Annotated in this window: 13 protein-coding genes; 8 read left to right on the top strand and 5 right to left on the bottom strand. The window is 69.9% G+C overall.

What is annotated here, in order from left to right:
* Nucleotides 1-124 precede the first annotated feature (124 nt).
* The gene (locus ABZW60_RS37695; RefSeq protein WP_355485255.1) at nt 125-589 is read right to left on the bottom strand and encodes an Lrp/AsnC family transcriptional regulator; all 465 of its coding nucleotides are present in this window, start codon (nt 587-589) and stop codon (nt 125-127) included.
* An 87-nt stretch (nt 590-676) separates the two neighbouring features.
* On the opposite strand from ABZW60_RS37695, the gene ABZW60_RS37690 reads away from it, so the two are divergent.
* Nucleotides 677-1570, top strand: coding sequence for an EamA family transporter (locus ABZW60_RS37690; protein WP_355485253.1), 894 nt, complete (start codon nt 677-679; stop codon nt 1568-1570).
* Complete coding sequence (locus ABZW60_RS37685) at nt 1567-2541, top strand: TIGR03560 family F420-dependent LLM class oxidoreductase (protein ID WP_355485251.1); 975 nt, start codon at nt 1567-1569, stop codon at nt 2539-2541. Before ABZW60_RS37690 ends, ABZW60_RS37685 begins: the two co-directional genes overlap by 4 nt.
* On the opposite strand, the gene ABZW60_RS37680 is transcribed toward ABZW60_RS37685, so the two are convergent.
* A complete protein-coding gene (locus ABZW60_RS37680) occupies nt 2500-3513 on the bottom strand; it encodes an acetamidase/formamidase family protein (RefSeq protein WP_355485249.1) in 1014 nt (337 codons plus the stop codon). The two genes, ABZW60_RS37685 and ABZW60_RS37680, sit on opposite strands and share 42 nt — an antisense overlap.
* Before the next feature lie 98 nt (nt 3514-3611).
* On the opposite strand from ABZW60_RS37680, the gene ABZW60_RS37675 reads away from it, so the two are divergent.
* The 5 genes from ABZW60_RS37675 to ABZW60_RS37655 all read left to right on the top strand — a co-directional run bounded on the left by ABZW60_RS37675 (nt 3612) and on the right by ABZW60_RS37655 (nt 9048).
* On the top strand, nt 3612-4304 hold the full coding sequence (locus tag ABZW60_RS37675) for a response regulator transcription factor (RefSeq protein ID WP_355485247.1): 693 nt from the start codon (nt 3612-3614) through the stop codon (nt 4302-4304).
* 89 nt (nt 4305-4393) lie between these two features.
* Complete coding sequence (locus ABZW60_RS37670; RefSeq protein WP_355485245.1) at nt 4394-5881, top strand: HAMP domain-containing sensor histidine kinase; 1488 nt, start codon at nt 4394-4396, stop codon at nt 5879-5881.
* A 101-nt stretch (nt 5882-5982) separates the two neighbouring features.
* Entirely contained in the window at nt 5983-7386 is a 1404-nt protein-coding gene (locus ABZW60_RS37665) for a trypsin-like peptidase domain-containing protein (RefSeq protein WP_355485243.1), read from the top strand.
* 77 nt (nt 7387-7463) lie between these two features.
* The gene (locus ABZW60_RS37660; protein ID WP_355485241.1) at nt 7464-8324 is read left to right on the top strand and encodes a hypothetical protein; all 861 of its coding nucleotides are present in this window, start codon (nt 7464-7466) and stop codon (nt 8322-8324) included.
* A 19-nt stretch (nt 8325-8343) separates the two neighbouring features.
* Nucleotides 8344-9048, top strand: a complete 705-nt coding sequence (locus ABZW60_RS37655) for a pirin family protein (RefSeq protein WP_355485239.1) — start codon at nt 8344-8346, stop codon at nt 9046-9048.
* Here the strand turns inward: ABZW60_RS37655 and ABZW60_RS37650 are convergent.
* The 3 genes from ABZW60_RS37650 to ABZW60_RS37640 all read right to left on the bottom strand — a co-directional run bounded on the left by ABZW60_RS37650 (nt 8990) and on the right by ABZW60_RS37640 (nt 11545).
* Nucleotides 8990-10516, bottom strand: a complete 1527-nt coding sequence (locus ABZW60_RS37650) for an FAD-dependent monooxygenase (protein WP_355485238.1) — start codon at nt 10514-10516, stop codon at nt 8990-8992. The genes ABZW60_RS37655 and ABZW60_RS37650 overlap by 59 nt on opposite strands.
* On the bottom strand, nt 10513-11076 hold the full coding sequence (locus tag ABZW60_RS37645) for a hypothetical protein (RefSeq protein ID WP_355485236.1): 564 nt from the start codon (nt 11074-11076) through the stop codon (nt 10513-10515). Before ABZW60_RS37645 ends, ABZW60_RS37650 begins: the two co-directional genes overlap by 4 nt.
* 70 nt (nt 11077-11146) lie before the next feature.
* The gene (locus ABZW60_RS37640) at nt 11147-11545 is read right to left on the bottom strand and encodes an L-rhamnose mutarotase (RefSeq protein ID WP_355485234.1); all 399 of its coding nucleotides are present in this window, start codon (nt 11543-11545) and stop codon (nt 11147-11149) included.
* 160 nt (nt 11546-11705) lie between these two features.
* Here ABZW60_RS37640 and ABZW60_RS37635 point away from each other — a divergent pair, with 160 nt between their 5' ends.
* Nucleotides 11706-13607 (top strand): penicillin-binding transpeptidase domain-containing protein, encoded by a 1902-nt coding sequence (locus tag ABZW60_RS37635; protein WP_355485232.1) that lies wholly within the window; start codon nt 11706-11708, stop codon nt 13605-13607.
* The last annotated feature ends 63 nt before the right edge of the window (nt 13608-13670 follow it).

Below are 13670 nucleotides of genomic sequence, written 5' to 3'. Positions count from 1 at the left end.
TCGCCACCAGACTAGTGATGCGGACCACTGTGGGAAGTGGTCGGGCCGTGATGCGGACCTCCATCACTCACCAAGTCGCTCCGACGGGCTCGTCCCACGCTGAGCAGCGGCGTGAGCCGCGACGCTAGGCGGGGTTGGTGAGTGTCCCAGGTCCGCGGAGCGGGACCGACCTCGGCGGCACCGGGGTGGAGACGATGAACGAGCTGGTCGTCTGGCCATGCGGCAGGAACTTGTCCAGCACCTCCTCCAGCGCGGCGATCTCGGCGACCTGGACGCGCATCAGGAAGCAGTCCTCGCCGGAGATCCGGTGGCACTCGACGACCTCCGGGACGCGGCCCGCGAGCTCGATGATCTTCGGGATCTGGTTCGGGCCGGGACGCAGCCGCACCCAGGCGGCGACCGGCCGGCCGAGCGCGGCCGGGTCGATGTCGAGGCGGTACCCGCGGATCACGCCGGACTCCTCGAGCCGCGCCACCCGCTCGCGCACCGTCGGCGTCGACACCCCCAGCCGGCGGGCGAGCTCCGTGGTCCGCAGCCGGGGATCCGCGCGCAGCTCGTCCAGGATTCGGGTATTGAGCTCATCCAGCATCTGACTTCTCGTTTCGGTAAGCACAACCGCCTCCTGGACTCCGGATCGCCATGGTTGGCCGCAGACTTCGTTCCTACTGTAATGAGCGTGACAACACTTACCGAAGCCCCGCCGCGGATCGGTCTCGCGGCCGGCGCTGCCGCCGCCACGGTCGTGCTGTGGGCGTCGTCGTTCGTCGCCATCCGGCACGTCGGCACCCAGATCTCCGCCGGCCCGCTCTCCCTGGCCCGGCTCGGCCTGGGCAGCCTCTTCCTCGGCGTCCTGCTGGTGAAGCGGCAGCAGCCCGCCGTACGGCGCTGGCCGGTCCGGCGCGACTGGTTGCCGCTGATCGCGTGCGGCGTGCTCTGGTTCGGCGTCTACAACCTGGCCCTCAACGAGGCCGAGCGCCGGCTCGACGCCGGTACGGCGGCCATGCTCGTCCACATCGCCCCGCTGCTGATCGCCGTACTCGCCGGGCTGGGTCTGGGTGAAGGCTTCCCGCGGCAGTTGGTGATCGGCGGCCTGGTCGCGTTCGCAGGCATCGTCGTGATCGGTACGTCGACCTCCAGCGGCCGCGCCGAGACGTGGGGCGTGGTGCTCTGCGTGGTCGCCGCTGTCTCGTACGCCGTCGGCGTGGTGACGCAGAAGCCGCTCCTCAGCCGACTGCCCGCCGCTGAGGTCACCTGGCTCGCCTGCACGATCGGTGCCGTCGTCTGCCTGCCGTTCGCGCCGACGCTGGTCACTGAACTCCGGGCTGCGGACGCAGCGACCATCTGGTGGGTTGTGTACCTGGCGGCGTTCCCGACCGCGCTCGGCTTCACCACGTGGGCCTTCGCGCTCCGACGGACCAGCGCAGGCCGGATGGGCGTCACCGTGTACGCCGTACCAGTTGTCGCGATCGTCCTCGCCTGGCTGGCGCTGGGCGAGGCTCCGACCGCACTGGCCCTCGCCGGCGGCGCACTCTGCCTGGCCGGCGTCGCGATCTCCAGGAGGACTGCATGAAGTTCGGTGTGTTCGTACCGCAGGGCTGGCGGATGGATCTGGTCGAACTGGCCGACCCCGTGGAGCAGTGGGAGGCGATGACGGCTGTCGCCAAGGCAGCCGACGCAGGGCCGTGGGACTCGATCTGGCTCTTCGACCACTTCCACACCGTCCCGGAGCCCACCCGCGAGACCGTCTTCGAGATGTGGACTACAACGGCGGCCCTGGCGCGTGACACGACACGGGTGAACCTGGGTCAGCTGGTCGGCTGCAACGGGTACCGCAACCCCGCACTGCTCGCCAAGATGGCGGCCACGGTCGACGTGGCCAGTCATGGCCGGATGTACGCCGGGATCGGCGCCGGCTGGTCGGAGCACGAGTGGCGGGCGTACGGCTACCCGTGGACGAGTCAGAAGGACCGGATGGGCTCGTTCAAGGAGTCCGTCGAGCTGCTGCACCGGCTGTGGACCGAGGACGACGTCGTGTTCCAAGGGCAGTACCACGCCGTCGACAAGCCGTACGTCGTCCCGCGCCGCCGGCCGAAGCTCTGGATCGGCGGGGGTGGCGAGCAGGTCACGCTGCGGCTGGTGGCCAAGTACGGCGACGCCTGCAACTTCGGGACCGGACGCGTCGACGTCATCGAGCAGAAGCTGGCGATCCTCCGCAAGCACTGCGACGAGGTCGGCCGCGACTACGACGAGATCATCAAGTCGACCAGCCTGAACGTGTTCCCGGTCGAGGCGGGCGCCGATCCGGTGGCCGCGACGGCCAGGGCCCGCGGGCGGTACAGCCTGGAGGAGTTCCTGGAGATCGGCTCCGGCGGGACGTCACATGTTCTCGCGGAGGTGGTCACCACGAAGCAGCTCAGCGAGCACGTGGAACGGCTGGCGGACGCCGGTATCGACTACGTGATCTCGTACATCCCCGGCGTCGCCTACGACCACGAGCCGCTACAGCGGTTCGCCGAGGAGGTCGTTCCCCAGTTCAGCTAGCCGCCGGTGCATCCCGTCGTACGCCGTGACGTCCGGGAGGAGGCGCTTCGGGATCTTGGTGACCACGCTGTAGTTGGCGTCGACCACGTTGGCCAGCGGGACCTCACTGACCTGGCTGAGCAGCTGGTACGCGTCCAGCTTGTCCAGGCCGTACAGGTCACCGAGCCAGCGGACCATATCGACCTGACCGGCTCGCCACGCGTCCTCGAGCGGCCGGCTGGACCCGACGACGGACAGGTACTCGTCACTCTCCAGTCGCGGCCAGACCGGTCCCGGCGTCTTCAGCAGGTCGACAATCAGGACGACGTTCATCGCGCCCTCGACCGCGGTGCCGCAGGACTCGCCCTCACCCTGCCGGTAATGGCCGTCACCGACCGAGAACAGCGCACCCTCGACGTTCACGTTGAGGTAGCAGGTGGTTCCGGCGTGCATCTCCGGCGTGTCCATGTTGCCGCCGAAGGTGTCCGGCACCAGCGCCGAGCGGACCTCACCGCCGGCCGGGGCCACGCCGACCGTGCCCAGCATCGGCTCGAGCGGCAGAGCCACCTCCAGGTCACTGCCCTGCGCCTGGAACCCGACCGTCCGGCGAGCGCTGTCCACCTCGTAGATCCAGGTCCGCTCCGGCAGCGGGTCCTGCAGCGTGGCGGTCCGGTCCGTGCTGGTCAGCCCGCCGAAGAACGGGATGGTCGCGGACGCACCCCAGCTCCGCGCCGGGGTCAGCTCGACGAAGTGCAGGACCAGCGTGTCGCCCGGCTCGGCGCCCTCGACGTAGAACGGCCCGGTCTGCGGGTTCACGAACGGCATCGTCAGCGAGGCGCCGGCGAGATCGGTCGTACTGCGGAGGCTGCCCGCGAAGGCGTCCTCGGTCCACAGGCGCAGGGCGGTGCCCGGCCGCACCCGCCGTACCGGAGGGGCCCCGCCGAAGGTCCAGGCGAACTCGGCGGGCTCGGGAGTGAACTCGACAATGTCCACGTCTGGCAACCTATGGGTGAGGATCAGCGGGTTCTCAGGCGATTCTCACAGAAGCGACCTAGTCTCGGTGACGGAACTTCGAGCGGAGCGGGGCAGACATGCGGGTACTGGTGGTGGACGACGACCGGGCGGTCCGGGACTCGCTGCGCCGTTCGCTGGAGTTCAACGACTTCGAGGTGGTGACGGCGTCCGACGGCGCCGAGGCGCTCGCGGTGATCGGCAACGTCGAGCCGGACGTCGTCGTGATGGACGTGATGATGCCGCGGCTGGACGGGCTCGAGACCACCAAGGCCTTGCGGGCCGCGGGCAACAACGTGCCGATCCTGGTGCTCACCGCGCGGGACGCGGTCGCGGACCGGGTGGACGGCCTGGACGCCGGCGGCGACGACTATCTGACCAAGCCGTTCGCGCTGGAGGAGCTGCTGGCCCGGCTGCGCGCCCTGCTGCGCCGCAGCACCACGCCCGGCGAAGGCGGCCAGCGCGGCGAGGTGCTGCAGTATGCCGACCTCGTGGTCGACGTCGACGCACACGAGGTGCACCGCGGCGACGTGCCGATCCAGCTCACCCGCACCGAGTTCTCGCTGCTCGAGTTGCTGATCCGCAACCCGCGCCGGGTGCTGGAGCGCGCGGTCATCCTGGACGCGGTCTGGGGCTACGACTTCCCCACCACGGCGAACTCGCTCGAGGTCTACATCGGCTATCTGCGCCGCAAGACCGAGGTCGAGGGCCTGCCCCGCCTGATCCACACCGTCCGCGGTATCGGATACGTGCTGAGAGACACCCCGCCGTGAGCCAGCAACACCCCGAGGGCCTCCCCTCGTACGCCGATCGGCCGCAACCGCAACCCGCACCGCCTGTTGCCAAGAGCAATGGAAACCGTGTGGCGGCGACCGCCGCCCGCACCCAGAGCTGGTGGAACGAGACGCTCCACAAGCTGACCCTGCACGCCCGCGTGACGCTGCTCGCGGCGGTCGCGGTCGGCCTGGCGGTGGCGATCGTCAGCGTCGCGGCGTACGTCACGGTGCGCCAGCAGATGTACCAGAACCTGGACGACAGCCTGATCCAGCGCGCCAGCCAGGCCTCCCAGAAAGGCGTCCTCACCAACCTCACCAACCTGAAGCGGGCCTCGGCCGACGCGTTCGGCCTGAGCGACATCAGGGTGGGCGTGCTGAGCGCCGACGGCGACAAGTACGGCGCGCAGAACAGCCCGCTGCCGCCGATGGGTGACGACGAGCTGGCGATCGCCCGCGACCAGGGCAACGAGGCGAGCCTCCGGACGGTCGGCTTACGCAACGGGGGCACGCATTTCCGTGTGGTCGCCGTGCCCGCCCGGTTCTGCCCGGACGAGGCGCCGTGCAACCTCGAGCCGGGTTTGCTGCAGCCGGGCGCGCTGGTCGTCGCACAGTCGCTGGGTGCGATCGATCAGACACTGCACAACCTCGGCATCGTGCTGTGGGCGTTCGGACTGATCGGCGTGATCGGCGCCGCGCTCGCGGGCAACGCGGTGGCGCGATCCGGTCTGCGGCCGTTGGCGCGGCTGACGGGAGCGGCGGAGCATGTCGCGCGGACCGAGGACCTGAAGCCGATCCCTGTCGCCGGGACGGACGAGATCTCCCGGCTGGCAATGGCGTTCAACGCGATGCTCGGCGCGCTCGCACAATCCCGGGACCGGCAGCGCCGACTGGTCGGCGACGCAGGCCATGAGCTGCGGACGCCGCTCACCAGCGTCCGGACGAACCTGGACCTGCTCGCGCAGGCCGACAAGCGCGGCGGTCTGAGGGCCGAGGACCGGCAGCAACTGCTGGACGACGTCCGAGCCCAGATGGACGAGCTGACCACGCTGATCGGTGACCTGACCGAGCTGGCCCGCGACACCCCGCAGGTGCGGAACGCGGAGCTGATCGAGCTGTCCAACGTGGTCGAGGACGCGGTCATCAAGGTCCGGCGGCGCGCCCCCGGGCTGGAGTGGGACGTCCAGCTGACGCCGTTCCCGGTCTGGGGCGACGAGCGGCTGCTCGGGCGCGCGGTCATGAACCTGCTCGACAACGCCGCCAAGTACAGCGTTCCGGAAGGTGCGGCCCAGGGCGCCGACGGGCAGCCCGTCGGGCACGTCACGGTCCGGCTCGTGGACGGCGTACTCACGGTCACCGACTCCGGGCCGGGGATCGCCGACGCGGACCTGCCGCACGTGTTCGACCGGTTCTACCGCTCCAGCGAGGCACGCAGCCGGCCCGGGTCCGGGCTGGGCCTGGCGATCGTCAAGCACGCGGCCGAGCAGCACGGCGGGATGATCTACGCGCGGAACGTGCCGGGCGCCGGCGCCCAGTTCACGCTGTGGCTGCCGCACGCGGCGACCCAGACTCGCTGAACGTTCCCTGACAGGTCCTTCAGAGGATCTTCATGGAGTTCTTCGGTCACTCCGAGCGGATCTTCAGGGCCCTCTCAGGTCCGGCCGACAAAGTAATTGCCATGACCGAGAACCAGCCGCAGCAGCCGCAGAACCAGCCCGGCCAGAACGCACAGGGACCGCAGGGGCCGGAGCGGACGCAGCAACTGCCGATGTACGGGCAGCATCAGCAGCAGCAGTTCGCGCCGCAGGGCGGGCAGCCGCGGCTGGACTCGGGGCCGCAGGGGCAGCGGCCGGGACAGTACTCCGCAGGTGGGAGTGCGTATCCGCAGTTCGGCGCGCCGGGGACGCATCAGGGGGCGTCTCCGGGCCCGAGCTGGCCCCTCGGGCCGCAGCCGGCCACGGCCACCGCGCCGAAGCCGAAGCGCCGGGCCGGTCTGGCCGTGGTGGCGCTGACCGCGCTGCTGGTCGGCACCGCGAGCGGTGTCGGCGGCGCGGCGGTCTACTCGGCCACCACCGACCACACCGCGAACACCCCGTCCGTGACCGCCCCGCTGAACGGCAACCAGGCGGCACCCGCCTCGGCGCCGGACGGCTCCGTGCAGAGCGCGGCCTCGAAGGTCCTGCCGAGCGTGGTGAAGATCGCGGTCGCGACCCAGCAGGGCCAGGCGACCGGGTCCGGCATCGTGATCAGCAAGGACGGGCTGATCGTCACGAACAACCATGTCGTGTCCGGCGCCGGGCAGGGCGCTCAGCTCAGCGTGATCCTGAACGACGGCCGGACCGTGTCGGCCACGGTCAAGGGCACCGACCCGCTCACCGACCTCGCGGTGATCCACGCCGACGCGACCGACCTGACCCCGGCCACCCTCGGCCAGAGCGGGAAGCTCGCCGTCGGGCAGGGCGTGGTCGCGATCGGCTCGCCGTACGGCCTGGAGGCGACCGTGACCAGCGGGATCGTCTCGGCGCTCAACCGGCCGGTGACGTCCGGCGACCAGGAGCAGGACAGTACGACAGTCTTCCCAGCAATCCAGACGGACGCCGCGATCAACCCGGGCAACTCGGGCGGCGCCCTCATCGACCTCGCCGGCCAGGTGGTCGGTATCAACAGCGCGATCAAGACCGCCGGCGGATCGGGACAATCCGAGGGCGGGAACATCGGCCTGGGCTTCGCTATCCCGATCGACCAGGCCAAGCCGATCATCGACGAGCTGGTGGCCAAGGGCAAGGCCACGCATGCGCGGCTCGGTGTGACGGTCGGCGACGCGCAGTCCTCCGACGGGCTCACGAACGGAGCACGCCTCGGCGAGGTTACGTCCGGCGGTGCGGCGGACAAGGCAGGTCTGCAGTCGGGTGATGTGGTGACCGCTGTAGACGGCAAGGCGATCGCGTCAGGGGACGCGTTGGTCGCCGCAGTCCGTTCGCACCGCCCGGGCGACGAGGTGAAACTCACCGTCACCCGCAACGGCAAGCCCCAGACCATCAACGCCACCCTAGGCTCCGACAACGGGAACCCCACCGGCTGACCAACCGTCCAACCAAGACCGGACTGCGCCGCCCACCGAGCGGCGCAGTCCGTTTTCTGTCTTCGTACGCTGTGCCGGTGAAGGACTACCGGCCCGGCTATCCGATCGACGAGCGGATACCTGATCAGCGAGCACGGATGGAGAAGGGCCATCTCGGTGACGTCGAGCTGGCCGCGGCACGCGTCGTGGCCAGATTCACCGGCGAGCGCGTCGTCGTCCAGGACGACAACAGCCGTGCAGGCATGGTGGACCTCCGTATCGACTACGCGGATCGTCCGCCGGCGTACGTCGAGGTCGTCACCGACATTGATCAGCAGTACTCCCGGATGGTCAGTGGTGTCCGTCAGCACCAGAAGCTGCCAGCGGCTCGCCTGGGACGAATCTGGTACGTGACCATGGGTGCATCAGCCAACGTGAACCGACTGGTGCGGAGCCTAGTCAGCAGGCTCGAGGTCTTCCAGGCTGCTGACCAACTGTTCGACACGGTGCAGGCTCAGGCGACGTTCTCGCAGAACGAACACCCCGATGTTCGTCGGCTCGCGGCCGACGGCGTCATTGAGCTTGCATCGGCACCTGCCAAGGACGGCGAGGTTCGAATCTATGCCGACGGTGCCGGCGGCCCGGTAGGCCAGGACTGGGCGCACCTGGACGATTGGCTCCACGAATACCTGCATCACGCGGAGCGCGCCGACGTCCGGGCGAAGCTGGCAGCCACCCACGCCGCGGAGCGCCACGTCTTCGTCGGGATGTCCTTCAGTACCGCGTGGGGCGCCTACCACGCACTCAGTTCGCGGTACTCGAACCTGCCCGAGCTGGCCCCACGGCTACCATCCGAGGTCACCCACGTGTGGATCTGGCCCTGGCCGATCGGCAGATGCCTTGCCTGGTTCCCGGACCGCGGCTGGTTCGAACCTGGGCGTCATTGGGCGACCGAGTGACAAGGTATTACTAGAACTCGTGGAGATCCATCGGGCGGGTGAGCGGTTTCGGACTGCTGAGGGGTGGCTGGAGTCTTGGCATTCGTTCTCGTTCGGGGAGCACTACGATCCGGCGAATGTCGGGTTCGGGTTTCTGGTGGCGCACAACGACGAGACGGTTGCTCCTGGGGCCGGGTTCGGGACGCATCCGCATCAGGATCTGGAGATCGTGACGTGGGTGCTGCGGGGTGCGTTGGCGCACCGGGACTCGCAGGGGAACAGTGGGAGCGTGCATCCGGGGCTCGCGCAGCGGATGAGTGCTGGGTCGGGCATTCGGCATTCCGAGTGGAACGACGGAGTTGAGCCTGTGCACTACGTGCAGATGTGGGTTCGGCCGGATCGGTTCGATCTGCCGCCGTCGTACGAGCAGGCGGAGCTGGATCTGTCGACCGGTGAGCTGATCCCGGTGGCGTCCGGGCTCGCCAAGCATGCGGGCTCGACCGCGATCCGGATCAACCAGCCCGCGGCCGGGATGTCGGCCGCGCGGCTCGGGCCGGCGCAGGCGGTCCAGTTGCCGGCGGCGCCGTACGTGCATCTCTTCGTCGCGACGGGTACGGCGGAACTCGAAGGCGCTGGTCAGCTCGGCACCGGGGACGCCGTACGACTGAACGACGCGGACAGGCGCGTCACCGCAGGCCCTGCCGGGGCCGAGCTTCTGCTGTGGGAGATGCACCGGTCAAGCTGAGCCAGCGTGCCACGTGCGGGGACGAGGCGTCCGTCGTACGGAGGCCGATGTAACCGTCAGGGCGTACGGCGATCAGCCCGCGGCCGCCGCGATCCAGCAGCCGATGCACGTGGATCGACGCGTCGGCCACCTCAACCGTCGGCGCGTCACGGAGCAGCAGGAGGTGCGTACCGGGCCGGGCGGTGAGCGTCTGGAGCCGGGTACGGCCGTCCGCGACAGTGACCGGCAGATCCGGCAACCGATCACCCACCCGGAGCCGGAGCGATTCGGGCCCGCCGTCGTCGACCGACAGCCGGCTGACCGGGTACCCGACGCGCAACTGCGCGAGGATGCGGAACCCGGCGGCCGTCAGCCGCTGCCATCGCAGGACGGTAGGCACTGCCAACGGTGCGCCGACCGGCAGCAACACAGTGCGGATCAGCGACGCCACCGGGTCCAGACCCGACTCCGCCCAGAAGACGAGGTTCGTCCAGGCCGTCGTCGTACGGGCGACCGGCCGGCGCTCCAGCCCGTACGAGTCGAGCAGCGTCTCCGGATCCGTGGCACTCGCCACCCGGGCCAGCTTCCAGCCGAGGTTGACCGCGTCCTGGATGCCGGTGTTCATGCCCTGACCACCAGCCGGTGAGTGGACATGCGCGGCGTCTCCGGCCAGGAACACCCGGCCGTCCCGGTAGCGGTCGGCAAGCGCGTAGCGCATCGGCACGACCTCAGACCACGCCACCCTCGTGACCCGGGTCCTCAGCCGAGCCGCGTCCAGCAGCTGCTGCACGTCTCCCGAGGACATCGGGCCGCCGCCGACCGCCCGCGTCGCGAGCAGCCGCCACGTCGCCTGGTCGCCGTGCGGGAACAGGAAGATCAGACCGGCACGCGTGGTCGACACATGCGCGGTATCGGTCCCCAGCCCGCCGTCCAGCTCCAAATCCGCCTGCACGATCTCCCGGTCGTACACACCGCCGGTCGTCCGGATGCCGACCGCCCGGCGAACGGTGCTGTCCGCGCCGTCGCATCCGACCAGGTAGTCACACGACGCCGGGTCAGCTCCACGCAACCGCGCCCGTACGCCGCTCCGCGCCGACGTGAGACCCACGAGCTCGACCCCGCGCTCGATCGTCACGCCCCGGCTCTCCAGCGCCGCCGCGAGAACCGACTCCACGCGGGCCTGGGGCAGCAAGGTCAGATGCGGGTACGGCGTGTCCGGCACCGCGAGCTGCGCGATCGACACCGGCAGGACACGCCCTCGCAGGTGGAGCCGCACGGTGGGCGCGCTGTCGGCGTACCGCAGCAACGCGTCGGCGACGCCGAGTGGCCGGAGTACCTCGAGCGACCGCGCGTGCAGCATCATCGCCCGCGAGGGCCGGGCCGCTTCGGGACGCCGGTCGATCACGCGGACCTCGGCTCCCAAGGCTTGGGCCTGCAGCGCGAGGGCGAGTCCGGTCGGCCCCGCGCCCACGACCAGGACGCGTGTCACCAGGACTCCGCCGGGCGCCACCACTGATCGGCGGCTGCTGGTCCGGCGATGCACGTCGGGTCGGCGATCACGTCGTCGCGCCGGAGGCCCGGCAGGACGTGGTACTGGATCGAGTCGAGTTCGGAGACGAGTGCGAGCGGCCACCAGAGGGCACGCACGTACGCGTCGGCGTGGTGCGGGCCGTCCCAGTCGTACAGCCCGCGGTACACGCCGAAATCGTCAGCCGCGAACCATAGCTTGGACACGAACCCGGGGAAGCCGGCGAAGAGTGGGGTGTTCAGCCAGCTCTCGGCCCGGAACAGCTGATGGCCCACGCCTCTGACGCGCCGCAGCCGGAACTGGACGATCAGCACGCAGGGGTCCAGCGACGGCGGCCGCTCCATCACCGTCTCGCGGTAGACCCACGCGGTAGACCCGTCGGCGAACCGCACTCGCTGCCCGACATGACCCCGCGGGAAGCGGATACGTCTCCGGGCGAGTTGTACGGCGGTCCGCCCCGCGCACGCCGCCAGGCGCGGCAGTGCGATCCCCGCCCGCAAGTGCTCGACCTGTCCGCCCACAGCCACCACGGTCGCGCAGCAGCCGAGGCCCTGCCACGACAGAAGGTCCTGAGCAGCTAGGACCTTCGTACTAGTCGGTCTGTTCGCTCATGGTCCAGACGTGGCGCAGGGACTGGCCGGCGACGCCCTCAGGGTTCTGGGCGAAGCCTTCGACGAACTGGCTCATGTGCTGCTGCCAGCGCTGGTCGACCGGGTCGTTCTTGAGTTGCGCGACGGCGGCCTCGAAATCGTCGGAGACGACCAGGTGGAACAGATCGCGGCCGCTGCGCCAGATCGACCAGTCGCTGATCCCGGCGGCGCGCATCACCGTGATCAGTTCCGGCCAGACGCGGGCGTGCTCGATCTCGTAGGCCTCTTCGGTACCGGGAATCAGGCGGCTGTGCAGAGCAAGGCGGGTCACAAAGGAGCAGAATACGCTCGCGACGGCGCCCGTGGAACGCGGTTCCAGAATCCGGGTGGGCCGATACACGGACCGTCTCGGTCCCGATTCGCCCACCGTCTGACGCCAACTCCCGAGCGGGTGCGCGCGTCGTACTTGGGCGGGTTGAGTAGTTTCGCCCTCGTGGTCAGGAGCCACACGCCGAAGACTGTGCCCGGTGTCCATCCGTCGTCGTGCGAGAGTTGAGAACGTGAAGCGAACCACTGCCATCGTCTGCCTGAGTAGTCTGCTGATCACCGCTGGTTGTTCGGACAGCAAGTCCGGCGGCGGGAAATCCGGGAGCGACGAGCAGAAGGCGTCCGGCGCGGTCATCAAGCAGTTCGCCGACGCCTGGGTCAAGGCGTGGGCCCCGGACGGGAAGCCGGACGCGGCCGGTGCGCTCACGGACAACCCGACGGTCTTCGGCAAGCGGCTCGACGACGTCGACAGCGCGCTGGTGGCGAGCACCGTCACGGTCACCCCGCAGGGCGACCCGAAGTGCACCGACGACGCGAACTGCACCCAGGAGCTCGCCGTCGAGGCGCAGTTGCGCGGGATCGGCGCGATGAAGTGGACCAGTACGGCGACCGCGGTGAAGACCGGCGACGCATGGAAGATCAAGGCGTCGGGCGACACGATCTACCCCGGGCTGGGCGACGCCAACTACCTCAAGCGGGTCCGCGCGCTGCCGGCCCGGGCCTCGATCCTGGACCGCAACGGCGTCGCCCTGACCGCGAACCGCGCGGTCGTGATCGTCGGCGTCGCGTCGGGCACGAAGGCGACGGCCGCGACGTACGCCGCGTTCACGAAGTACCTCGACGTGGACGGCGCGAAGCTCGCGGCGCGGGCGAAGGCGGCGCCGGCCGGGCAGTTCGTGGACGCGATCACGATCCGCGCCGAGGAGTGGGAGGCGCTGCGGCCGACGATGAGCAAGCTGCCCGGCATCCTCACCATGGGCGGCACGCAGTCGCTGCCGCCGACCGCGACCTTCGCCCGGTCGCTCATCGGCACCATGAAGACCGCGACCGACGAGACCCTGAAGAACGCCGGCCCGACCGCGTCGGCGCAGGACCAGGTCGGCACGACCGGCCTGCAGTACGCGTTCCAGCAGCAGCTCGCCGGTACGCCGGGCGGCACGGTCACGTTGCGCGACGGCAAGACCAAGCTGACCATCAAGACCGTGTTCAGCCAGAAGGGCACCGCCGGCAAGCCGGTGAAGACCACGCTGGACACCACCATGCAGAAGTCCGCCGAGGCTGCGCTGGCGACGAGCAAGCTGCCGGCGTCACTGGTCGCGGTGCAGGCCTCGACCGGCCAGATCCTGGCCGCGGCGAACGGGCCGCAGGTGGCGAGCTACAACCGCGCCTTCCAGGGCCGGTACGCGCCGGGTTCGACGTTCAAGATCGTCACCTCCGCCGCGCTGCTGGGCAGTGGGCTGACCCCGGCGACGCCGCTGCCGTGCTCGAACACGATCAACGTGTTCGGCAAGACGTTCAAGAACTACGACGCGCTGAAGGCGTACGGCAACGGCACGATGCAGCAGGCGTTCAACCAGTCCTGCAACACCGCGTTCATCTCGCAGCACGCGCGGCTGCCGAAGGACGGGATGACGAAGGCCGCGGCGATGTTCGGTATCGGGCGCGACCTGAACCTGTCGCTCTCGGCGTACGGCGGCCAGGTCCCGGCGCCGAAGGACGACGTCGAGGAGGCCGCGTCGATGATCGGCCAGGGCACCGTCACCGCGAGCCCGCTGGCGATCTCGCTGGTCGCCGCCGCGGTCGACCACGGGACCGCGATGAAGCCGGTGCTGGTGCCGGGCAAGGACGCCGCCGGCGCGGCCGCCTCTCCGTTGCCCGCGGCAACTGTGGCGGCGCTGCGGACCTTCATGCGGACGACGGTCACCGGCGGTACCGCGAAGGTGCTCGCCGGGAACGGCGCCGTCGCCGCGAAGACCGGTACCGCCGAGGTCGTCGTCAACGGCAAGGTCGCCACCAACGCCTGGATGGCCGGCTACCGCGGCGACATCGCCTTCGCGGTGATCGTCGAGGGCGGCGAGTCCGGCTCGCACACGGCGGGCCCGATCCTGAAGACCTTCCTGTCCAGCTTCAAGTAGGAAGTTCCTGAGAGTTGGCTGAAAGCGCGGCCGGACGGGGATTTCGTCACTTACCGTTGCCGG

The sequence above is a fragment of the Kribbella sp. NPDC003557 genome, from assembly GCF_040610805.1.
Classification (GTDB): Bacteria; Actinomycetota; Actinomycetes; order Propionibacteriales; family Kribbellaceae; genus Kribbella.
This window is presented reverse-complemented; position numbering and strand designations above follow the sequence as displayed.